At 57.0% G+C, this 21,063-nt stretch carries 23 protein-coding genes and 8 pseudogenes; 13 read left to right on the top strand and 18 right to left on the bottom strand.

Translation table 11 applies throughout. The features are described from left to right. Positions 1-19 precede the first annotated feature (19 nt). Entirely contained in the window at positions 20-565 is a 546-nt protein-coding gene (locus JNB88_RS29075) for a hypothetical protein (protein ID WP_220358481.1), read from the top strand. A gap of 197 nt (positions 566-762) precedes the next feature. Here JNB88_RS29075 and JNB88_RS29070 read toward each other — a convergent pair whose 3' ends face one another. Further along, entirely contained in the window at positions 763-1,179 is a 417-nt protein-coding gene (locus JNB88_RS29070; protein ID WP_220358480.1) for a low affinity iron permease family protein, read from the bottom strand. Between the two features lie 198 nt (positions 1,180-1,377). Then, positions 1,378-1,554, bottom strand: a pseudogene (locus tag JNB88_RS33930) (DUF3606 domain-containing protein). 173 nt (positions 1,555-1,727) lie between these two features. On the opposite strand from JNB88_RS33930, the gene JNB88_RS29065 reads away from it, so the two are divergent. Beyond that, the gene (locus tag JNB88_RS29065; protein ID WP_220358479.1) at positions 1,728-1,922 is read left to right on the top strand and encodes a hypothetical protein; all 195 of its coding nucleotides are present in this window, start codon (positions 1,728-1,730) and stop codon (positions 1,920-1,922) included. Positions 1,923-2,356: 434 nt separating this feature from the next. Here the strand turns inward: JNB88_RS29065 and JNB88_RS29060 are convergent, their stop codons facing one another. From JNB88_RS29060 to JNB88_RS29050, 3 genes are all read right to left on the bottom strand, one after another. Further along, entirely contained in the window at positions 2,357-2,956 is a 600-nt protein-coding gene (locus tag JNB88_RS29060; protein ID WP_220358478.1) for a BA14K family protein, read from the bottom strand. A 62-nt stretch (positions 2,957-3,018) separates the two neighbouring features. Beyond that, positions 3,019-3,417: a DUF1236 domain-containing protein gene (locus JNB88_RS29055; protein WP_220358477.1), complete on the bottom strand. Its 399-nt coding sequence runs from the start codon at positions 3,415-3,417 to the stop codon at positions 3,019-3,021. Positions 3,418-3,752: 335 nt separating this feature from the next. After that, positions 3,753-3,938, bottom strand: coding sequence for a hypothetical protein (locus JNB88_RS29050; RefSeq protein ID WP_220358476.1), 186 nt, complete (start codon positions 3,936-3,938; stop codon positions 3,753-3,755). A 317-nt stretch (positions 3,939-4,255) separates the two neighbouring features. Between JNB88_RS29050 and JNB88_RS29045 the strand changes: the two genes are divergently transcribed. Then, entirely contained in the window at positions 4,256-4,438 is a 183-nt protein-coding gene (locus tag JNB88_RS29045; protein ID WP_220358475.1) for a hypothetical protein, read from the top strand. A gap of 155 nt (positions 4,439-4,593) precedes the next feature. Here the strand turns inward: JNB88_RS29045 and JNB88_RS29040 are convergent, their stop codons facing one another. Together JNB88_RS29040 and JNB88_RS29035 are read right to left on the bottom strand one after the other, a co-directional pair. Next, positions 4,594-4,962 (bottom strand): response regulator, encoded by a 369-nt coding sequence (locus JNB88_RS29040; protein WP_220358474.1) that lies wholly within the window; start codon positions 4,960-4,962, stop codon positions 4,594-4,596. 1,019 nt (positions 4,963-5,981) lie between these two features. Further along, positions 5,982-6,941: a lysylphosphatidylglycerol synthase transmembrane domain-containing protein gene (locus tag JNB88_RS29035; RefSeq protein ID WP_220358473.1), complete on the bottom strand. Its 960-nt coding sequence runs from the start codon at positions 6,939-6,941 to the stop codon at positions 5,982-5,984. Positions 6,942-7,548: 607 nt separating this feature from the next. Here JNB88_RS29035 and JNB88_RS29030 point away from each other — a divergent pair. From JNB88_RS29030 to JNB88_RS34725, 3 genes and pseudogenes are all read left to right on the top strand, one after another. After that, positions 7,549-7,779, top strand: coding sequence for a hypothetical protein (locus JNB88_RS29030; RefSeq protein ID WP_220358472.1), 231 nt, complete (start codon positions 7,549-7,551; stop codon positions 7,777-7,779). A gap of 34 nt (positions 7,780-7,813) precedes the next feature. Then, a complete protein-coding gene (locus JNB88_RS29025) occupies positions 7,814-8,056 on the top strand; it encodes a hypothetical protein (protein WP_220358471.1) in 243 nt (80 codons plus the stop codon). 68 nt (positions 8,057-8,124) lie between these two features. After that, positions 8,125-8,230 (top strand): annotated as a pseudogene (locus JNB88_RS34725) (IS5-like element ISRhru5 family transposase); the annotation flags it as partial. A gap of 1 nt (position 8,231) precedes the next feature. Here the strand turns inward: JNB88_RS34725 and JNB88_RS29020 are convergent. The 5 genes and pseudogenes from JNB88_RS29020 to JNB88_RS29000 form a co-directional block, all read right to left on the bottom strand. Beyond that, positions 8,232-8,679, bottom strand: a pseudogene (locus tag JNB88_RS29020) (alpha-ketoglutarate-dependent dioxygenase AlkB); the annotation flags it as partial. A gap of 12 nt (positions 8,680-8,691) precedes the next feature. Next, on the bottom strand, positions 8,692-8,889 hold the full coding sequence (locus tag JNB88_RS29015; protein WP_220358470.1) for a hypothetical protein: 198 nt from the start codon (positions 8,887-8,889) through the stop codon (positions 8,692-8,694). 25 nt (positions 8,890-8,914) lie between these two features. After that, positions 8,915-9,091 carry a 30S ribosomal protein S21 gene (locus tag JNB88_RS29010; RefSeq protein ID WP_220358469.1) on the bottom strand — a complete coding sequence of 59 codons (177 nt, stop codon included), beginning with the start codon at positions 9,089-9,091 and terminating at the stop codon, positions 8,915-8,917. 491 nt (positions 9,092-9,582) lie between these two features. Next, a pseudogene (locus JNB88_RS34720) lies at positions 9,583-9,915 on the bottom strand (DUF982 domain-containing protein). A 90-nt stretch (positions 9,916-10,005) separates the two neighbouring features. Further along, a complete protein-coding gene (locus JNB88_RS29000) occupies positions 10,006-10,569 on the bottom strand; it encodes a DUF4334 domain-containing protein (RefSeq protein WP_262928097.1) in 564 nt (187 codons plus the stop codon). 530 nt (positions 10,570-11,099) lie between these two features. Between JNB88_RS29000 and JNB88_RS28995 the strand changes: the two are divergent. Further along, a pseudogene (locus JNB88_RS28995) lies at positions 11,100-11,219 on the top strand (alpha/beta hydrolase); the annotation flags it as partial. A 304-nt stretch (positions 11,220-11,523) separates the two neighbouring features. Here the strand turns inward: JNB88_RS28995 and JNB88_RS28990 are convergent. After that, the gene (locus JNB88_RS28990; protein WP_220358467.1) at positions 11,524-12,153 is read right to left on the bottom strand and encodes a response regulator; all 630 of its coding nucleotides are present in this window, start codon (positions 12,151-12,153) and stop codon (positions 11,524-11,526) included. 920 nt (positions 12,154-13,073) lie between these two features. Here JNB88_RS28990 and JNB88_RS28985 point away from each other — a divergent pair. Next, positions 13,074-13,316 (top strand): hypothetical protein, encoded by a 243-nt coding sequence (locus JNB88_RS28985; protein WP_220358532.1) that lies wholly within the window; start codon positions 13,074-13,076, stop codon positions 13,314-13,316. Positions 13,317-13,319: 3 nt separating this feature from the next. On the opposite strand, the pseudogene JNB88_RS28980 reads toward JNB88_RS28985, so the two are convergent. The 3 genes and pseudogenes from JNB88_RS28980 to JNB88_RS28970 all read right to left on the bottom strand — a co-directional run. Next, positions 13,320-13,524, bottom strand: a pseudogene (locus JNB88_RS28980) (30S ribosomal protein S4); the annotation flags it as partial. A 353-nt stretch (positions 13,525-13,877) separates the two neighbouring features. Continuing rightward, on the bottom strand, positions 13,878-14,258 hold the full coding sequence (locus tag JNB88_RS28975) for a response regulator (protein WP_220358466.1): 381 nt from the start codon (positions 14,256-14,258) through the stop codon (positions 13,878-13,880). A gap of 36 nt (positions 14,259-14,294) precedes the next feature. Further along, complete coding sequence (locus JNB88_RS28970; RefSeq protein WP_276572950.1) at positions 14,295-14,828, bottom strand: NuoB/complex I 20 kDa subunit family protein; 534 nt, start codon at positions 14,826-14,828, stop codon at positions 14,295-14,297. A 140-nt stretch (positions 14,829-14,968) separates the two neighbouring features. On the opposite strand from JNB88_RS28970, the gene JNB88_RS28965 reads away from it, so the two are divergent. Both JNB88_RS28965 and JNB88_RS28960 read left to right on the top strand, forming a co-directional pair. After that, a complete protein-coding gene (locus tag JNB88_RS28965; protein ID WP_220358465.1) occupies positions 14,969-15,589 on the top strand; it encodes an NADH-quinone oxidoreductase subunit C in 621 nt (206 codons plus the stop codon). Positions 15,590-15,608: 19 nt separating this feature from the next. Continuing rightward, positions 15,609-16,799, top strand: coding sequence for an NADH-quinone oxidoreductase subunit D (locus JNB88_RS28960; protein WP_220358464.1), 1,191 nt, complete (start codon positions 15,609-15,611; stop codon positions 16,797-16,799). 670 nt (positions 16,800-17,469) lie between these two features. On the opposite strand, the gene JNB88_RS28955 is transcribed toward JNB88_RS28960, so the two are convergent. Next, positions 17,470-18,378 carry an SIR2 family protein gene (locus JNB88_RS28955; RefSeq protein WP_220358463.1) on the bottom strand — a complete coding sequence of 303 codons (909 nt, stop codon included), beginning with the start codon at positions 18,376-18,378 and terminating at the stop codon, positions 17,470-17,472. Between the two features lie 257 nt (positions 18,379-18,635). Here JNB88_RS28955 and JNB88_RS28950 point away from each other — a divergent pair, with 257 nt between their 5' ends. Next, the gene (locus JNB88_RS28950; protein WP_220358462.1) at positions 18,636-18,794 is read left to right on the top strand and encodes a hypothetical protein; all 159 of its coding nucleotides are present in this window, start codon (positions 18,636-18,638) and stop codon (positions 18,792-18,794) included. Between the two features lie 112 nt (positions 18,795-18,906). Next, on the top strand, positions 18,907-19,137 hold the full coding sequence (locus tag JNB88_RS28945) for a DUF6894 family protein (RefSeq protein ID WP_220358461.1): 231 nt from the start codon (positions 18,907-18,909) through the stop codon (positions 19,135-19,137). Positions 19,138-20,170: 1,033 nt separating this feature from the next. Here JNB88_RS28945 and JNB88_RS33915 read toward each other — a convergent pair. Further along, positions 20,171-20,302, bottom strand: a pseudogene (locus JNB88_RS33915) (alpha-ketoglutarate-dependent dioxygenase AlkB); the annotation flags it as partial. On the opposite strand from JNB88_RS33915, the pseudogene JNB88_RS33910 reads away from it, so the two are divergent. Beyond that, positions 20,291-20,930 (top strand): annotated as a pseudogene (locus JNB88_RS33910) (IS5 family transposase); the annotation flags it as partial. The pseudogenes JNB88_RS33915 and JNB88_RS33910 sit on opposite strands and share 12 nt — an antisense overlap. Positions 20,931-21,063: the final 133 nt, after the last annotated feature.

Raw genomic sequence — 21,063 nt, 5'->3', positions numbered from 1 at the left:
GGTTTTTGAGGAGAAGCAGATGGCTAAGGCGAGGCGAGCTTTTAATGAGATTCTGGCTGAAATTGACAACTACCGGCGCCCTAACGCTGTCGAGTTCGAATGGCGCTGGATTGCCGAGTACTTCACGAGGCAGGCAATCTTCTATCAGTTCAGTGGTAGTTGTCATGCCCATGTCGCAAGCGGCAATGGGCAAAGGTTCGACGGCCCAACAGGTACAATGGCTCCTCTGTCCGCTCACGTTGCGGTAGCAGCCTTCGCTGAGTTCGCCGAGAACGGCGAAATAGCTTTTTACCGGGGCGTGTGCACAAGCGTATCGACTATCGCTGCAGAAATTCTCAAGTACTCGGCCCGCGACCCCGAGATCTTCTTCGTAGACATCGTTGCCGACCTGGGCGATATCGCCCCTATTCGCTGCAACACACGCCTCGCCTTTGTCGGTTTCAACCACGACTGGAGCGGACTTTCTTCCAGCATGGCATGCGATGACCTCGTGGCGAGCGATAGCATCTCTCACCCCATCTGGTGCCGTGATCGATACCAGCCGAGGCCGCCGCGCGCCACGTGATGACACGGAACGTCAACCGGTGAATGGTGATCGTCAACGGACACGACGAGTGCCTTGGTACCCAGCGATAGAGCACAAGGCGTCGCGTCGTATGTGTTCAGATCAGCGATGCGCCCAGGAACTCACGCGTGATGATCAGGACATAACACCGGTCACCGAGGAGTATCTCGTATCAATCCCCCTCATAGATAGAGGCATCACGCAGGTTTGCGCTCGCGTCTGCCTGCCTTGTCCTCGGCAACCTCGTCGACACACTCGGCCCTCTGGGCCAGCTTTTGGCTCAGCTCGCGCAGCTGCTGCTCATCGAGCTTCTCGATCCCCACGAACTTATTCTGGGCCTGAGATGTCAGGATGAGCTCGTCCAGCTTCGCCTGCACGGCCTTGCCGTCGCGGTTCTGGGAGTTCTGGAGGACAAAGACCATTAGGAAGGTGACGATCGTTGTGCTCGTGTTGATGACGAGCTGCCAGGTCTCGCTGTAGTCGAAGAACGGGCCGGAAACTGCCCACACCAGAACCAAAACGACAGCGAGAACGAAGGTCACCGGCTTTCCAGAAAAGCCGGCAATGGCAGTCGCGAACTTGGAGAATAGTTTCGATGCGGTGTTGTCGCTCATTTGGAACCTCTTTTGCCCGGCCGATCAGAACGCGCCTGTTGGTGCAAGGGTTCCTTTACTGGGACTTCAGTCCCAAGGCGGACACTACGGACGTATCGCGAACACCCTGAGGCGATCGGTCAAATGACTCCCGAGTCCACCTGAGAGCCGCGTCCGTGCAGTGAAGCTTCAACGTTGCTAAACCCCTTCCGCTGTCAATCAGCTATGGTCGACTTCAACCTGAACTTTTTTGCGCGAATTGCCAGCCTTCTTTACCGCCGTCTTGACAGTCTGTTTGGAAACACCTTCCTTCTACGCCAGATTGTTCACTTCGTGGTCCTGGCTGCCTGCGACGCGTGCGCGATCCTGTGCCCGTCCTCGGGATGTTGTTGACACTGTAATAGCTCCTTTCGGTGTAATACGACCAAAACGGACGCCGATTCAGGAAGTTCCCTGTATTGCTCTACCGGTGTAGGCCACCCCGGACACAGTAAAGCGCTGGCCTCGTCGATGCCCCAGGGAACTTCGCGGCCCCGACAACGTTTCGTGGCAATCTTCCGGAGGTCTCGATGTTGAAGGAAACCGTAGTCGCTGCCGCGTGCGCCCTGCTCGTCCTCGAAGCCATGATCACACTGCAGCTTTACGAATTGCATGCTGCATCGGGCATTCTCGCCGGTGCATCCCTCGGCGGGCTGAGTATTGTATGCGCGCGCGCTAAGCGGAAGATATCCAATCGTCTACGTCCCTGGCGACGCAATCCGTGATCATCGCCTTTCTACCTTCAAAATTGCGATCTGAAGCTAACCCTCGTTGCTCCTCCTCGGCCTTGCCGTCAGCAACATGCCCTATGGATGCGACCCGCTCAGCAAGCTCTCATCTCATCTCGCGAAGCTGCTGCTCATTCAACTTCTCTGTCCCGGCTTTGTTGGACCAGCCGGATCGAGCGTGACCTGCATGACTTTTGCAAGTTCTGCAGTCCGAGGACCATCAAAAAGGTCATGAATCGTAGTCCCAGTACTGATGACGAGCGGCCATGCCTCGCTGAAGCCGAAAAAAGGCCCGCAGAACGCCTATGAAGGACAAGAGCAAGGTCAGCACGCAAGTCGGAGGACAGCCAGACCACTCACACTCGTGCCACCTTCCCTTGGAACCTCTCGCTTTCGACAAGATCGTGCCCGCAGCCTGCGCCGCGATGACGCTACCTGGCGGACGCGATTTCCTGGCGGGTAGGCGCAATGCAGGTCCTGCGTGGGCCATCGTAAGGCTGATACGTGTTGTCGGATGCGCGATAGGACTGGTAGCGTGCGGCGCACCACGCGGCCGCCGTCGCATCCAACACTTCAGCTCCTGCCTTAGCCGTTTGTTCTTCGCCGTCGCCTGATTTCTCGTTCGCGTACGGCGAGGCGCAGGTCTTCGTTGATCCGCTGTAAGCCCGGTATGTGTTTGAGGCCGGATCGTAGGACCGATACCGTGACGCACAAAAGCTCAGGTGTTCTGCCGACAGCAATGGTTTTTCTGGAACTGGGAGAGACGTCGAACCAGTTCGCGGAGTGTCTGCCGCAATCCGGGCCGTAGGCGCGTCGCTCGCATAAGTCGAATAGGCTGCCGGAATGCGCTCGTAGTTTTGAACGGCGGTATCGACACGAACGGGCTTGCTCGTCCAGAGATCGGGCGAGGATACATTTACCAGCTTCTCGGTCCCGGTCTCGGCGATAACCTCTTGAGCGACAGACGTAACGGCTATGCACAGACCGATGGAACTAGCAACTCCAAACGCCAGCGAAGCGAGGGTCTTCATCGTGAGTCTCCTGAGTGCTGAAGGAAGCTACGGACGCGGCTCGCGCCGCGCCCGTAGGACCATCAATTGATGACCTGGATCACCTTCCGGGAGGATGGCTCGACGATGACGCGCTCGTTGTTCACGATCGCATAGGAGTACTGGGGATTGTCTGGAACCGGCGTCACCACCACCGTTTCCGGTAGCGGATGGCCGACGACGATCCTCTCCCTGACGACGACTCGCGTTGTCGGGGCCGGAGCTTCTCGAACATAAGTGACAACCTTCTGCGGCGGCGGATCGATCGCCGCACCAACGATCGCGCCTGCAACACCGCCAACGGCAGCACCGACTGGACCACCGACAATCGCGCCCGTAACGGCGCCACCTGCTGCGCCATTCACAGTGGACGACTGGGCGAAAGCGACGCCCGACATCAGAGCAGCGGACATTGCGGCGCCGACGATAACTTTATGGAACATATTCAGACCTCCTTTATCTCGTGCGGCTTACCTGGCCGCGGCGAGAAAACGAGCGACCTCGCAAGGAGTTCCGAGACTGGGACTTTAGTCTGTTGTTGGAACCGTCGAGACGGACTGTATGTTCACTCCCACCCCAATATCCTCTCTAAAAGGCACAGCCGACGGCCGCAGTTGGAGGACGGCCGCTTGTGACTACTCTCGATCACAGCCGCCATCGCGATCTTCTCGATCTCAACGCGGGATTAGTGTCGACCGGAAATGGCGGGAGACGCGAGGCGCCTGCTCAGGAACAATCCCGGCTGAAAGGGCAAGGCTTACTCAGCCACTCAGGCACTTCATAGCAGGCTTTCCTCGGCCGCGAGATGTCGGACGATAGCCAAGCGTATATCATTGACGGTATCAAAAACTTCGTTATCCAAGCCAATCACGTCAAACTTGACTGCAATGAATTTCATACGATCATCAAGCGGCACCGCGATACCTACCTCCTGTCCATTGAAGACGACAGTCTGCTTCCTCATTTGTTCTCCTCCATATTCCACATATCTAATGTACGAAAATGCACGGACGCCGCACAAGGTGCATCTTACGTCTGTACGATAGCTGACGGATCGAGTGATCCCTTAGCTTCGACAGGTGCGGGCGACTGATAATGATCCTGGTGGTTCCACAGACGGGCATCGAAACATTTCATGAAGGTTTTGGTTCGCCAGGGATGCGCCTGAAGAACGATTGCTGGATGGGCCACAATCCGAAACTCTCAGCAACCAGCGCGGTACGGTTACGGAACTTTGACAGGGCCCGGAGGTTTCCCCTCGCCAAGCAAGGAGTATCAAAGGTGAACAAAGACAAGAAGGCGCAGCTAGCAATCGAAGAGACGGGAAGGAAGCCAGTTGACGGGCATAACATCCCGGCTGCCGGTCCGCACGCCCAGGAGCATCTGCAGGACGGCAGCAAGACCCCGGGCGCAGGCTCTCTTCCCGATAATGACGAAGAGAGTGTATCCCCCGGCAGCGGCTGATGGAATACGAAAGGTCTGCCGAAGAGGCCCGCTGAACCCCTAACTGTCCATTGCGCGGTGAATTTTGGGGCATGTTTTGACGCAGATAAAGTTTGCTGTCTGCCCCTCCAGCCGATCGACACGCCAGCCGAAGGATCTGGGTGAGCTAGCAGTGCCTAGGTCAGGTCATTAACCGCGTTTACGATCTGCCGAAGCGAGATCGGCTTCTGCAATCGAACGACGTTCTGCAAGTCCGCCGGGATGACATCCGGATCATACCCGGTCAGAAAGATGAAAGGGATACCTTTCTGCCGCAGAAGCAGGGCAATCTCGAATCGAGGACCGCCGCCACCAAGGTTCAGATCCAGAATTGCCGCTGATGGAACCGCTGTTTCAAGTATCGCAAGCGTCGCCTCTTCTGAGGGACACGGCCCTAGCACCTCAGCACCTGCGCTTCGAAGTGCGGACGCGAAGTCCGACGCCATAAAGTAATCATCCTCGACGACGAGAACAGACTTGCCACTTAGATCGGGTTCATCGGCCATGTCGAGAGTGCCTCCAGTGTATCGTGATGGGCACTGATCCAGAGCGTTTCGGAGTGGTGCAAGGGAATGTCGAAACGGCAAGGGTCATTCGTTCGCGATTGTTATCTTAATCGTAGGGCGAAGTCGCAAGGAAACTTCAATAAATCAGTTCCATGCCCAAAGCGAGAATGCGTATTCTCCAGCCGGTCAGCTCCTAATCGCCTAGCCGAACGCCACGGCTGGTCTCCTGTTCCCAAAGTCCTACTATCAAGATTCAACATCTCCATTAGCCACTACTTAGGGGACGGATGGAAGGTTGCAAAAAAATCAATCGAAATCCGACGCTCCGGACCGAAAGCATGACCGGTCACCTCGCGTTGGCCATGGAGGACGCTTGAGCTTTTTCCGTCCGATGGAATGAAAAACGAGATGCGGCTTGGCCGGCCTGCCGGTGTCACGACGAGTTTCTTCTGGCCGCCGCACGGAGCGAAGATCGAACCGTCGGCTCCCTGGTATGGGCAAGTCCAGGCTCGTCGTCTTTGTTAAAGTTGCCGTTCCTGCTCCTCAGCTTGTTGTCTCGCCAAACGGAGCCTCTCCGTCTTAGCTTCCCGCTTTCTTCGCTCTTCCTCAATGGTTTGACGCGCTACTTCGTTCGTCCGTTCGTACAAAGCTAGCCTGTCAGCAATCGTCATTTTGACTCTTCTCCGGTCGGAATTGGTCGTAGTCATGGTGCGTCCTCCTTGAAAACGTAACGCGCCATGGCGCAAATGGATGCTGTCCGCTTGCGGACAGTTCGTGCTCGGAACCGTTGAGTACGTGCCGCCTGTCCGCCAGCAAAGGGCTGTCGTCCTTCGCCTCAGCCGGCTCACAAATCCCAAAAGCATCGGTTCACAGAAACAGCCTTCCACAGGGGGCACCAGCGCAAAAGCTCAGTCGCAGCCCGAAGACAACTTCGGCTCTCGCCAATGATGGGTCATTCCGCACCTTGCGGCGCTTTCACTGGGCAAGCGTCCCAGCCAATCCTTCCTCGGCTGTCCGGCCTAGGCAGTTGTAGTGACTGGACCGGGCGATGAAGGGTTACCGCTTGACTTCCGCGCACGGAATAGCCCCTCGACGATCAGCGATAACGGCAGTCCAATGAAGAACGGGATGAAGAAATAGACAACCCTGAACGCAACGAGTGAACCGATCGAAGCCTGGTCTCCCATCACGTGACGCACCGTCGCCTCAAGCACGCCCAGACCGCCTGGCGCATGGGTTACCATTATGGCTAGGTTTGCCAGTACGAAGGCGGTCGCTGCCTTGAGGTAACTGACATCAGCGTTGGCAGCCATCACCTCTCGCAAGCACGCTGCAACGAGTGCAAAGTTTATAGTGCCGATGATGACTTGCGCGACAGCAATCCGCAATTTCGGCATCTGGAATGTCCAGCCACGGATCGTTAGCGGCACGCGCAGGAAAGCCGCAAGCGCAAGGTATCCAACGATTGAACCTAGGCAGGAAATCCCGATCATCCTGACGGCATCCTCTCTCAAACCAAGCACGCCAGCGGCGTCACGGGGATTAAGAAGCATCACGATGCCGCACAGCATTGCCATTCCAATGGCAACGGTGACGCCCGACAGGAGCACGATCTTCGCCACATCCTCAGTGGTCATACCCCAGTGGGCATAGTACCGATATCTGAGGGCACCGCTGCTCAATCCCGAAAGACCAACGCTCTGTCCTATGGACAATGCAATGAAGGAGGCGAGAGCGATCTTTGAATATGAAAGGTCGCGTTTGACGTAGCCCACGCCCGTCCAGTCGAAGCCCGTAAGGCAGGCGTAGGAACCAAAGGCAAAAACGAGGGCCATGGCGAGATTCGAAACGGGTATCGCCTCGACGGAGTCAATGATGTCCCAGACGGAATATTCGCTGAAGGTCTGATAAAGAAGGTATCCGGCTGCACCGGATCCGACGGCGAACATAACGTAAGTGAATATCTGCTTCCGTGTCATCGGTACCTGCCATCCAAGATGCCGTTCAACGATCATTAGCGCTACATGGTTCCCGGCCTCGCGATGATACGCTCTTCTAGACAATGGACAAAAGCGCTGAGGTTGAGGCAGAAGCTCGCGACAGCCGCTACGGTAAAGGGTTCTCCCATTTACGCCGATGCCTTCGGTCCTGGACCTCTGTGTCAAAGTTCGCAGATCAGGTGTCGTGAGAGGGCTATGTGACCGGAGAAGCAAGTTGTATCCCAATGCTCAGGCAGCCGGCAGCGTACCCAGGTTTACCGCCGGTCCGTCGAACGCTGGGACCTGGTGCACCGCTACGCAGCCCCTCTTGACCCGCTAATCACCCTTCACAAAGCCGCTGTCCGTGCGAATGGCGGCGAGCACTAGATCGGCGTGCAAAAGCCGTAGTCCTGGTCCGCGGGCCGTCGAAGGCCTCGACAGTCGGCATGGCGTCCTTCGCTGGACACCGTGCGGCTGTCACTTACTTGGATAAATCTGATGACCGGCCAACCGGCTTCCACGGCAGGTGAGAGCAACTGAAAAGCGGACAAATGACCGCGGAACCGTGCTCTGGTTTGCGAGTTCTTCTGATCAAAGGAGAATTGCAATGAAGACCAGATCAATCCCAGATTCTGTCAAGCTCCCGCCGAAGTCCTTGAACGAGGATACACAGGACGACGAAATGCCCGAAACCAACGTGGACGAGCAGCGGGCGCCACCGGTCAACATGGGCGGCAGTCGTGAGGCAGGCGACAGCGTGGCGGATGCCGACCCGAAAACCGGCAGAACCGGCGCAAATTCGCGCGTCCCAGCCCCGCAGTTTTCAAACCGCAAGTGAAAAGACGAACCGGTCCGAGCCCACGGAGACTTCAATGCCGGGAGCATTCACTTCCATATCAATCTTTGCTTTCGATCTCGACGAAAATGGGCAGGCGATCCAGGTATGGGAGACCGTTGTTGACGAGGACGAGCACGGCGCCGTCGAGGAAGCTAAAGCACTCGCCACGACGCATGCGGGTGCTCTTGTCGTGAAAAGAGAGGGAAAGCCTGCCGTGGGTGAGGAAGGCAACCCGATCATCATTTTCCAGACCGGACGGATAGGTGATTTCGACTAGGCAGTGTCCCCATAACGGGGTTCATGTCGCTGGCTTGTGTGATTCAATCTCCGCGAAAGGAGATTGTCATGCGCCGTCACGAACTGACCGAGGAGGAATGGGGCGGTTATCGCGCCGTTGCTGCCGACCAGGAGCCGTGGAGTCGAGCAAGTAGACGACCGCCGGGTGATCAATGCGACGCGCGCTCCCATTTGTCGCCCGCGCGGCGCCTTAGCCTGAACGTGCATGGCGACAGTAACGAGACGCCGACAACCCGGGCAAAAACCTTCTTGTCCTTATGCCAGCCGATCGGCGCGCCGGGTGCGGCGACGAGAGCCTGCTGCAGTTGATCCGGTGCTATACCGGCAAAGGCTGCAGCTATGGCTCGTATCGGCAGGAGAAATGGCGGTATGTCTTGGGTGCGCCGAACCTGCTCGGTGTCAAAGTCGTATTTCCAGCCGTAGGAGACGACCCTCCGCTTGCCTTCGAAACCATGGAAGTCGAACCGTTTCAACGGCAGTTGCGAAATTTCATGTAGGAGGCCCGACTGAACGTCTTCGGGAACTATATCGGGTTTGTAGCGGAAACCGGCGGTAGAGCCGGTTCAGCATCCCGAACAGATCTGCTTGCGCTGAAAAAGCCATGGGTTCTTCGCCTCAACGAACGCTCGGAACTTTGAGGACCGCGGCAAAATCCTCTGCCAGGAGTTCGGTGATTGCGATCAGCACCTCCTCGGCCGAAAAGCCCGAGCCAATCGTCGTGCGGATCAGGTCCTGCAGGTCTGGCTCAACGACATCTCGGCAATCTTCAAGCCGCTCGTCGGAAACCGTAATGCTGTGCAGTTCGTCCGTCATGTGTCCTTCCCTACTATGCCGGCAGCTACCGAGCTGATGCCCTGCGGCTAGCGGCAGGCAGAAGTCCTTCCCGCTGCATCTTCTTGCGGGGCGCCTTGCGCCGGCGAGCAATCGCCTGCGCCCTTTCGCGAACCCGGCGTTCGGACGGTTTGTCATAAGCTTGGCGGACTCTCGTCTCGCGGAGCAGGCCCTCGCACTGCATTTTTTCTTCGCGCGGTCACGCGCGAGATCGTCGACGTTCGCAACGTCCCTGGTGCTCGAGAGATAAGAAGCAGGTGGCGCCATTACAAGACGACCCACCTCCAACGGAAACCTGAAACCACGAGGGGAGCGCCCTTTTCTTCTAACCCGGACAGCCTCGAATGCCGGCGAGCACCACGAGGCAAGAGGCCGTCGGTTCAAGTGAAACGTACGTGAGTCGAGGAACGCGCGTGCAATTAAGAATGTCAATCGCGGAGTGCGCTATCGCCCGCGCCCGAAGACGCGGAATGCCGATCGATGGTGGAGTAAATGGCCTCGTGGAGCAGTGGGTTGAAGGCGAGATCAAATCGAGGAGATGATCAGCGGTACATCGACCTCCTTGCTCGCAAATCCGCGGAACAAAGAGCACGACGCGAAAAATCTGCCTTTGCCGAAAGTTCTCAATTTGCTGCGGCGCCAAGCCCCATGGTGTATGTCAGCAGCCGCGCGACATTATCGCCGACGATGAGGCAGCTGCTGTTTCGGGCGATGCTGCCGAAGGCACGCCTTCGGAAAAGGCGATCCCATGGAAGCGCCTATATGGGGGCCGCTCGCGGCTCGGAGCGGCTGCGGCGGAGTCTTCCAAGGCGCAATGACGGCCGGTGCGATGCCATTTAGCGCACTGCGGCAGGCTTTTATCGCGCGCTCGTGACGTTCACCGTGCCGCAGAGGCCATTCGTTTTCCAGGAAATCGAAGGCATCATAGACGCCTGTGAAGGTGCGCTACAGGCGACACTGCAGCCGGTTCCTCACCCGACGCGTCCATGTAACATCATTGAGCGGCATTTTCTCCCTCCTTGCAATGCGCCACCGGTCTTCTCCTCAGAATGGCATTATAGGAGTAACCAGACGCTTCAAGAGGCGGTTTGCCCGCGATCATGCCCGCGCCGGCGCGGGTGAGGCCCGTCGGAGAAGAAAGAAAAAGAAACGCCCGTCGCCCTCAACGACCATGGCGCCAATGACCATCTCGTCGTCGATCCGGCGGAAGTGATCAATGATCGGCTGGCGATCATATATCATCGCCGTACTAGTCTTGCCTCGAAACGGTAATGGTTTGAGCCTGGAGACAGGCGCTCGCGCCCGCACGGCCCTCTGCAGATAGGTGAACCAGTTCCGCGCAATCCGGGTACGGCCGAAGCGGCTCAGCCACAACGCCAGCTCGAGCGGGATCAGCGCCGGGTCGACGGCTGCGAGCCGCCCCGGCCCCGCCCGAAAGAGCAGTGCATCGGCGCGAAGGTCGGGATGGACGCGCTTGCCGTACCAGCCGAGGTTTTCGAGGACTCCGTCGAGGGGATGTCCGGTTGCGATGCCATGGCCTTGCCAGAGACCAATCATTTCGGCGGGCACCACAGGCTGCAGCTCATCGAAGAAGCTCAGTGCTTCGTTCTGGGAACGAAATAGTGGCGGCGGCTGAGAGCTCGTAATGCCGACTTCGTTCAACCTGCGCCTCCGACTGGCGTGATGACCTTGCCGCTTCCCTGGCAATCGGGGCATCTATTCCCGTCGACCTTGCCCGTTCCCTTGCATCGGCGACAGGTGTTTTCGGCGGCAAAGGGCGTATCTTCCGGTACAGTGTCGGTGTTTTGCTGTTCAGGAGTTTGATGGATGGGGCCGGTCATCTTGCAATCCGATCTATTGGCCTTAATAGAGGCCCAACCATACTTAACTGGCGTTGTTCCTGCCCAATGGCAGAGCAGTCGTGAATGATCGACCCTCAGAAGGCTTGCAGCGGCCGTCCGAGTCGGATGAGACTTTGAAACTTCCCACCGGCAATGGCAATGACTGGAGGAATTCGCCCTCCGGGCAGGTCAGATCGAGCCATGCTATCCACTGTTCTCGCGCAGCACGCCATCTGCCGATCGCCGAAAGGCGCGCATCGTCATTCGCCGTGGTCGTCAGGATCGCGTAGGAACTTTGGCCAATTACGCGTCGCCGGTCGTCAAATCCCCCAAATAGAACCAATCGCCGTCCAAACCTCGGACGGTAGCGTTCTCGTCTTCATACACGGGTTCAATGATCAGTTTGACGATGCGGTCTTTCGTTTCGCGCAGATCGTGCATGATTCAGGCGCTCACAGAGTGCCGGTGCTCTAACAAGCTGACTTGATTGACGATCACCACTTTGTGCGATGCTACTTGGAGCGTTCACACTTGCGTGCTGGCTTGCTGCGGGTTTGGTTGCTGTTATTGGCACCAGCGCAGAGATCAGGCATGGGCAGACGGGTACAGCTTCAGGATACATGACAGCCGGTTTGACTGGCCTCGGCATTACCTCCGCTTTGGCGGTGTTCGGTATCTTTCTGTTCGCTTGACCGGATCTCAGAGATGACGGATGGTCCCTTTGAAGGGCGACAACGCAAAGCCGCCGCTCCGCCGCCGACATCGGGAACAAGTTTTACCTAGAGCACCGTCCGGAAGCCCGGATCCGCGTATCGCGGAAATGGGGCCTTGCGATGTCACGTTCACGCGCCAAGTAAGACGCGATCGCCCCCCAGCTGGCGGGCTTCGTGAAAACCTTCACCGACCTATATGACGTTGGCAGCACCCTGTCCTCGTAGGCGGTGACGAACGCGAACGGCACCCGCTTCATCTTTAGCATTGCCGCCGCAGGGTACACCATTTCTCCGTCAAGGTTGATGTCAAGAAGGGCACCGTCGAGTTCAGGCCCGTGTTCGATGAGGTCGACCGCGTCGGCCACCCTCGACACCGGTCCAACAATATCCGCGCCGAGCTCTGTCAGCATTTCGGAAGCCTCGCGGGCGGTGACATACTCATCCTCCACGATCAGAAATCGATATCCCTTGATGTCTGATTTACCCGCGCTAAATTTGTTCCAGGCGGCTGTGCGGCAGAGCTCCTTAAGCTGCCCTGGCAGGATCAGGCCGCGTCGGTACATGCTCATCACATACCGCGCTAACTCCTCCCGGTAGGCTACCCCGCGAGAGCACCAGGGTTCTGCCGTAATCTCGTCAAACACGTCCTGCACCACCCGCAGGTCGGCGGGCTCGAAAAGACCGTCTGCCACGCCATTTATCATCGCTGACCCCGCCAAACCGTGAATAAGAAAAAACCATTCCACTTCGCGTCCGTTAGCTCAAGCTGAATCAAGTCTCCCATTGCTAATCGTATTAAACCGTACCGAGCGAGATACCCTTGCACTCATCGGGAACTGTGGCTCGACCTTCAGGTTCGCACAATTGTAACAATGAGCTTGGAGAACATTATGTTTCTGAAACTTGTAACGGTATCGCTTCTGTCCTTCGGCCTCGCCACGTCGGCGATTGCGCAGTCATCGGGTGGCAGCGGCGGCGCGGGAGGCTCTTCCGGCAGCGGAGCGTCCGGCTCGGGCAGTTCCGGTGGGGCCGGCACCTCCGGCGGCGGGTCCGGGTCCAGCGGAGGCAGCGGCACCACGACTTCCCCAGACAGCGGCGGTGCTGGAACGTCCAGCAGCGGCTCTTCTAACACCGACAGCCAGTCGGGAACTAACGGTTGCTCGGACGCCAGCAATCGCGCGGGTTCAACCGGCTCATCCAGTAGCTCCGGCTCGACAACTTCCGGCACAAGCGGAACAAATCAAACGGAAAACTGCAGATAGCCTTCGGCGGGAACTTTGCCTGCTTCCTGCAGTTTGCCAGCCTTGTTCACACAGTTGCGGAGAGATGAATGTTCCTGGCAACAAGCTGTCCGGTTCAAGACGAGCGGCTGCCCCCAGTTCGCACGAGACCTGCAGCAGGCCATCGGCGATGTCGAGGGTGAGATCCGCGTCGTCTTGAGACTTCTTTCAAGCCTGCGGCGGCGGAGGCATTCGGGAGTTGCCGCGATACGCCTCAGGTGGCTGCGAGTCACCACAGGCGAGCGGGTTGATCATTCTTTCGCAAGTCCTAGCAGACGGAGTAACCCACCTTGAGCAGCATACGGATATTCGCCGTGACGGCAGTCCTCCTCATTGGTCTTGCAGGCTGCGCGACGCAAGATACATCAATCTCGTCGGGCGAAATAAGACCACTTCCGGGCAGCCTCACCTACGGAGGCAAGGTCGTTCATTCACGCTACAAGCCGGGAACGGTCGTCAAAAATACCTTCCTCGGTCAGTTCGGATATCGCGTGTTTGAACGGTACGTCGTCCGAGCAGACGGAACCTTGAAGCTCACCTACCAGATGACAGGTCCGGATTTTCTGTGGGATTAGACTGTTGGCGTAATAGCCCTTCAGCTTCTGCCTTTGCGCGCAGTTGAATGCCGAAATCAGAGAGCTTTCCTCTTCGCCGCTGGCCATGCTGGCCTGGACCATACTCGCGCCGGTTCAGAGGCGAGCCTGGGCGGCACCAGATGTTCTCGCCCATGCGCCTGTCTAGCTTGTATTTAGCTTCCTGCCGTCTGCATCGATAATCTTTCATGGCAACCGGCAAAAGGGCACGGTAGCGTCGTACAAAAGCCTCGAGCTTAGTTCCTATCATCTTTGAGATCGTCGGTTCCCTCGGCATCGGCGGTCCTCGTTCTAGGTTGCCACGGCCTTACCTGCCGCAACGGGCTTTTTGGAACAACAGTGGATAACGATTGTTCCCGATCGCCGTGGCTGATGCTGTGAGGACGTTCTGCCGCGTGGCGCGTATGGTCGATGCTTACCCCAATGATCGAGGCGCGTTGGTTGCCTTAAGCCGCATTCTTGCGATCATGACCACACCAAGAAACAGCTAGTTGCTGTCGGATCGGGCGACGGGCGCGGCGCGCTCCCTCTGTCGACTGTCAGCTAGTGAAGGCTGCGATGTTCGGCTATAGCGATTGCTAGTATCATCACCATCGAATTATTGTCGAAAGGTTTCTGAAGACAGCGCACCCCTATAAACCGATCCGGGACTTTCTCTCGAGAGAACCCGGTGACGAAGATGAAGGGGATCTTTCTCATGTCAAGGTTATCGGCCAACTGGTAGACATTTTCGTCGCCCAATCGCACATCAAGCACAGCGGCGTCGATGTTCCCGTTCTCGGCTGCCCTCAAGCCATCCTGCAGGTACGGAAATGGCCCAACGACGTCGCTCCCCTGGAGTTCAAGGATCAGACTCAACTCAGCCGATTGCATGTAATCGTCTTCCACAACAAGAATTCTCTTGCTGAGGAGCTCGCTGAACATCGCATCTGTCCTCAAACCGTCCCGCGCAAGGTTATTTCATCGTTCAATGCAGCCATTGCGTCTTATCTTTCGCTGCAGGAGGAGTATCCCATACAACAGGGCCTCGGCTGTAGGAGGGCACCCGGGGACGTAGATGTCGACAGGTATTACTCTGTCGCAGCCCCTCACGACCGAATACGAATAGTGATAGTAACCACCACCGTTCGCGCACGATCCCATTGATATGACGTATCTGGGTTCAGGCATCTGATCATAGATCTTGCGTAGCGCGGGAGCCATTTTATTGCACAATGTGCCGGCAATGATGATCAAATCCGCTTGCCGTGGGCTTGCCCTCGGTGCCACGCCGAATCTTTCGACGTCGTAGCGCGGCATGGACATCTGCATCATCTCGATCGCGCAGCAAGCAAGACCGAAAGTCAACCACATTAGCGAACCGGTGCGCGCCCAGGTGATAAGCTCGTCGGCACTTGCCACGAGGAAACCCTTGTCGGCAAGTTCAGCATCGATCCTGCCCATGGTGGGATCGATTTGTGTTGCAAGTCGTTGATCAAAAGCAACTTGAGCCATGTCCGCCTCCGCCTGAAAGAGCCACCCAACCGCCGGCGTCTGCACAAGTTCCCGCGGAAATCTCACGGCTAATATATTCATGGAATTGGAACTGATGGCCCCTCGGCCTGTTAGAGAACCTCTTCGAGAGGACCATCATTATGAACGCAACGCTTACCGCCCTTTCTGATGAAATTCTTCAAAAAGCCGCTGGAGGGGCCTCGTCGGCACAGGAGCGTGAGGAACTCACGCTTATGGTAGAAAAAGAGCATTTGCTCGACGTCCTTGGTCTGCTTAGAGACGATGAAGCGTTTGGTTTCATAATACTGCTCGATATTTGTGGGGTCGATTGGCCTGGTCGAGTAGAGCGCTTCGATGTCGTGTACCACCTCCTCGCACCAAAAAGGAACGTTCGCGTCAGGGTGAAAATTAGGGCCGACGAGGTTACTTCTGTCCCATCGGTCTGTAACCTCTTTCCTTGTGCCAATTGGTACGAGCGTGAAGCCTGGGATATGTATGGCATCGTCTTTGAGGGGCACCCGGACTTGCGCCGTATCTTGACTGACTACGGTTTTGAAGGTCACCCCCTTCGGAAGGACTTTCCGCTCACTGGATTTGTCGAGCTGCGGTATGACGACGCTGTCAAAAGGGTCGTCTACGAGCCGGTCGAGTTGAAGCAAGAGTACCGCGACTTCGATTTTCTATCGCCCTGGGACAGCACGCCGTCAGAACTGCCTGGCGACGAGAAGGCGACTCCCACGATTGATAGCGAGACGAGGTAACTCTTTACGCGAGGCAGCTATGAACGAACACAGCGTACGAACCTTCACGATCAATTTCGGACCACAGCATCCTGCTGCCCACGGAGTTCTTCGCCTCATTCTCGAGCTCGATGGCGAGCTTGTGGAGCGGGTCGACCCTCACATCGGCCTTCTTCACCGGGGAACGGAAAAATTGATTGAGAAGAAGACGTACCTGCAGGCTCTCCCCTATTTCGATAGACTCGATTACGTCGCTCCGATGTCGCAAGAGCATGCTTATTGCCTTGCGATTGAGAAATTACTGGGACTGGACGTGCCGGTTCGAGGAAAACTGATACGAGTCCTCTACGCCGAGCTTAGTCGAATATTGTCCCATCTCTTGAACATCACCACGCAGGCGATGGACGTTGGGGCACTGACACCGCCGCTATGGGGATTTGAGGAACGCGAGAAGCTCATGGTTTTTTACGAGCGGGCTTCAGGATCGCGCATGCATGCGGCGTATTTTCGACCAGGCGGCGTGCATCAGGATCTTCCCGAAGACCTCCTTTTTGATATCAGCAAGTGGTGCGAGACCTTTCCGGGCGCCCTCGCTGATATCGATTCCATCTTGACCAACAACCGGATCTTTAAGCAACGAAATGTGGACATCGGCTCGATCGGCCTCGAGGACGCGTGGGCTTGGGGCTTCACTGGCGTGATGTTGCGAGGCTCGGGTGCCGCATGGGACCTTCGACGTGCCCAGCCATATGAGTGCTATTCCGAACTGGATTTTGACGTTCCGATCGGAAAAAATGGTGACTGTTACGACAGATATCTTATCCGAATGCAGGAAATGAGAGAGTCTGTGAAGATAATGCGTCAGTGCATTGACAGGTTGCTTTCCAGCGAAGCAACAGGTCCCTATACCTCCCTCAACGGCAAGGTAGTCCCGCCAAAGCGCGGCGAAATGAAGCGATCCATGGAGGCCTTGATCCACCATTTCAAACTTTATACTGAGGGTTTTCGGATTCCAGCATCCGAGATCTACGCTGCTGTTGAAGCGCCAAAGGGAGAGTTTGGCGTCTATCTTGTCGCAGACGGCACAAATGCCCCGTACCGATGCAAGATTCGCGCTCCGGGATTTACGCACCTTCAAGCAATGGATTTTCTCTGTCGGGGTCACCAGTTGGCGGACATCTCAGCCATTCTCGGGTCACTGGACATCGTATTTGGTGAGGTCGACCGCTGACCATGACCGGACGCTGTGGAACAGGAAATCTCCAATCGGATCTTGTATCTTGACCATCTGCGGTATGGCCCGCGACGACCACGAAACGCTTCGATGAGCACAACATCACGTCCAACCAGATAGCCGGAGCATCGATCGATGGGGTTACGGGAGCGCTTGTCGCCGGACAACCTGCACGAAATCGTATCGAGGTCTACACGAATCCTGGTGGCATGTTGGTGACGAAATGTGGGCGAGGTCTTCTCGCCCAAAACCAATTCGTCATACGAGGGCTCGTGAGCGGCCGGCCGGCGCTATTCATCCTCCCACTGATGAATTGCCAAGTGCCGGAAGCCTGTTCGACACTTCTCCGCAAACGCAAAACCTGCTCGAACTCCGATTTCTATCTTCTCAACAGCGGGCGAATACCGCTTTTGATCACAGCCCACGGTCTCGAGAGCGGACAGGACGGGATCTTTGCAAACTACGGCCAAGGGCTGACAGTTGATCACCTTGTGGCTGGCCCTGCGTTGCCAGTCGCATCTTCGCCGGTGCGGAACGGGGTACCGGATTATAGTCTATCTGTTTCTACCGGGGTCTTGGTAGGCTGCAAAGTCCATCGAGCAGATGATCGGCCGCGCCGCAGACATCACGCAGCGATTTTTGAATGGAGGTTATCCCGACTTGTCGATCATTCATCTAGTGTATCGACCGGTTTCGTTTGGCCCGAAGCTCGACTGAAAGGCAAAGCTTCCGCTGATCGACAGGGCGCCCTCTGGCCCGCGAATGCAAGTTTCAACTCCTGTAGGAACAGCAAAAGCGACTCTTCTGCGTTGCGACCTTTGCCTTCGATCACCGTAACGCCCCACCGATCGAGAACGTGCTTCTGTACATCGTTTGCCTCGTGCATAACGATGTATAGCGGGGGCCGCGCCCGCTCCTCGCCGGAGACCCTCCACGTTTTCCATAGGCGGTGGAGCAGGAAGCGGATGTTCAGATCCGTCATGCTGTAGCCGATAAAAAGAAGCGTCGACGCAAACGCGTCACCCCTGAACTTTATGTCCATCGGGGCGTCAAATGACAAGCGGTCGAAGTAGTCGGATTCGGTGATCACGAGAGTGTCAGGGTTGGAAAAGTCGCCGTGGAATTTGACGATCTGCGTGACGCCCGGCGTAGCGGCCGCCAGATCCGCGGGACCCGTTATCCTGACGTATGGTTCGCCGAACGCCTCATAGGCCGTTTCAAGATTAGCGTCGTAGTTGGTGGTATATACCAGGGGGAAGTTGACGTTGACAATCAAGCGATGCAGATCCGAATTTCGCAGACGATCAGCATCGATGCGCCACTCTCGGTTCATCCACTCGACGAGCGGACAAATCCAGCCATGCTTGAGACGATAAAACTCAGCGATTTGCTGATACGAGCTTCGATGGGATTCAGGGACCGAGCGTGCCATCCCGAGGTCCGACTGCATGTGTTCAATCAGGTTTTCCCATGACGGAAGGCCAACACTCATGGAGACACCGGCGCCAACAAATAAAATCGCTCTCCGTCGAGCTACCGCGTCGGTCAGTGATCGAACTGCTTCTTGGTACTTCATGAATCTCCTCTGTAAGCCGAACCAAGCCACGTGACAGCTGTTCCCGTACGATACCGGACGCGGCTGCCCTTAGCGGGCAAAGCAGTATCTATAAATTGTTCCGCCCGCTCGCGCCGGAAGCGCTGAGTCGTTGGGATCCTTGCTGTGCGAACCCACGTTCACGGTGGTCGGCGTGATATTCCGCTGCTGCGTCGCGACTGTACTTGCAAGTGATGGAGGCGCGCCAAAAATTTCTGATAGTCGTTCGGCGTCGCCCGATGCAATCGACGATAGGGATCACGACCCGTAACGCGGGTGACGTGCTGGAAACTGTCACGCTGCTATTCCCGACAAAGGGTTCCGCCGTTCTGGCCGAGGTTTCCATTTTCGCAGAGGGGCGGTGCCAGTCACGCCAGGTGCACTCCCGCAAGACTTGAATGCAGCGCGGCGTTTCCTTGACCTTCTGCTCCTGGGGAGTGTTATTGGCAGCGGAACAAGAAGCTTCGGAAAAGGTTCCTTTGCTACTTAGACACTTGAGATAGTTCGGACGTGACCAGATACTTTTTCCACCGAAGAGACGGCGACCAGTTCATAGAAGATACCGGGGTCGAGATGAGCGGCCTTGCCGCAGCCCGACTAGAAGCCATCAAGGCAGCGCGGGAGATGCTGGCTGAGAAGCTGCTGGCCGGCGAGCTTATTGATGGCCAGGTATTCGAAATCGTCGACGATGCCGGGCGGCTGGTTGAGACGATCCCGTTCAAATCCGTCCTAAACCTGTAGTCGCCGCCCGCTCTTTTGAATGATTAGGCAAATCCAACACATTTTGTTCGAGCGTCAGAGAAGGACGTGAGCCAGCTTCTCCCCTTTCCTGTTGACTGCCCCGCTTCGTCTTCAGGGCAGGATCTGTCGTGGTCCCCTGAAAACGATAGGAGCTCCCAATTTGTCATCATAACCACGCGTCGCTCACACTTTGAGCGATGCAATGCCGAAAGATCCTCGCCCAAGGCGTACGTCGGAATGGTCCGTGGCCGAATTTGGTCTTCAACCACCTGCATCTCCTCTATGGCCACCGGAACCTTTATCAGCTCCTTTCTTTTAAGCCTGGTCGCGAGTGCCTTGAGCCAACCGCGGCGGCAAGGGCGATCACAGCAACCGCAGCGACACCAAGAAGAAGCGGCATGGAGGACCGGTATGGTGACCGCAACCCGCCGTCGACGTGGGCGGCGTCGGCTGACGGTTCGCAGAGATTGCCGTCGCTTCCAGCGATACGGGGCGCTGGATTGAAATACACTGCCATGAAGCGGCCGAGTACGCGCGCGGCCACATTCGACGCTACCAGGTAGGCCGATCTGGTAGCCGTAGTCACGGATCCGACCGTGGTGGTCGGACGCGGAGATCCTGCAACGCTGACGATGGCTTCCGCAACACGACGTGCAGCGAGAACCGGCGGCGGCGGTCACTTTCTGGCCGATATAGTTTGCGCCGTGCCTCAGCCGGGGCGTATCGACGAAGGCAGGATAAACGTCGCAGGTGTGGATGCGAGGCTTGTCGGCAAGCTCCGCCTGGATGCTTCGGAGAATCCACGAAGCCCGAACTTGCTGGCGCTGCAGGCGGTGGCGAAGGGGCCGTCGCAAAGCCGCCGAGCGAGATCATGTTGAAAAAGACGCCGCAGCCCTGCTTCAGGAAGATCGGGAGGACCGCATGACGATAATGCGAAGTGACGAAATCGCCCGTCTTGCCCTCCCACAATACTGCCTGCAGCGCCGGGAAACCCGGTGCGCCATTCTCGTCTAGGGCGCCTCTTCCGACGTCGTCAGCCGATTTGGCGGAAGGTTATGGAATAGCGGAGCTGATCGACTGGCGGGATGGAATATTCCCAACTGCTGCGCGCAGGCCCGGAAAGCACGTAGACAGAGCCGGGTTCGGCAATTACAATGGTATCCTCTGGCGCTTTCGGATCGCTATGGTCCCGGGCACGACGCTCTACAATCGCTTCTCGCGCTGGCGGCGGGCGTCTGGGATCGCCTACTCGGCGCTGCTTCAAGGCATTATGCCGGCGAGATCGTTATAATCGATTCTTCCTGTGTCCGCGTTCCAGCATGGTGCCAACGCAAAAAGGGGATCTGCCGATCCTTGCATGGAACGTTAGCGTGGCGACCTGACGACAAAAATCCACGCGCTCGTCGATGCTGATGGTTTGCCTGTTCGACTGAAATTGAGCGCGGGCCAGGCCGCCGATGCTCCCATGTCCGAAAAGCTGCTGAGCGACAATCAGCCAGCCTGGTTCGACGCTGCTTGCCCACAAAGCCTACGACACCGACGCGATCCGTAACTTTGCCAAGCAACGTAAGTGCTGGGCAAATATCCCCGCCAAGGTCAACCGCAACCAAACCTTCAGTTTCAGCCGCTGGGTCTATCGCCAGCGCAATCTCGTGGAGCGTTTTTTCAATCGCATCAATCAAATGCGCGATCTGGCAACGCGATACGACAAACGTGCAGATAATTACCTTGCCGGGCTCAAACTTGCCGCGACCAGGATCTGGATCGCGTCAGCTAATGAGTCCGCGTCCTAGTAAGCCAAGTACCCGAGCATAGGCCGACAAGTTGCTGCGCCCTTCGCATCGTAAAATCAATCCCCATTCGCCGCCTTCAATACTGTCCAGCGGTCTCCTTTGCACACCACGCGCAACAGCTCATTCGCAACCA

Source organism: Rhizobium cauense (genome assembly GCF_019511525.1).
Taxonomy (GTDB): domain Bacteria; phylum Pseudomonadota; class Alphaproteobacteria; order Rhizobiales; family Rhizobiaceae; genus Rhizobium; species Rhizobium cauense.
Note: the sequence above shows the minus strand (reverse complement) of the source record. Positions and strands in the feature narration are given on the sequence as shown.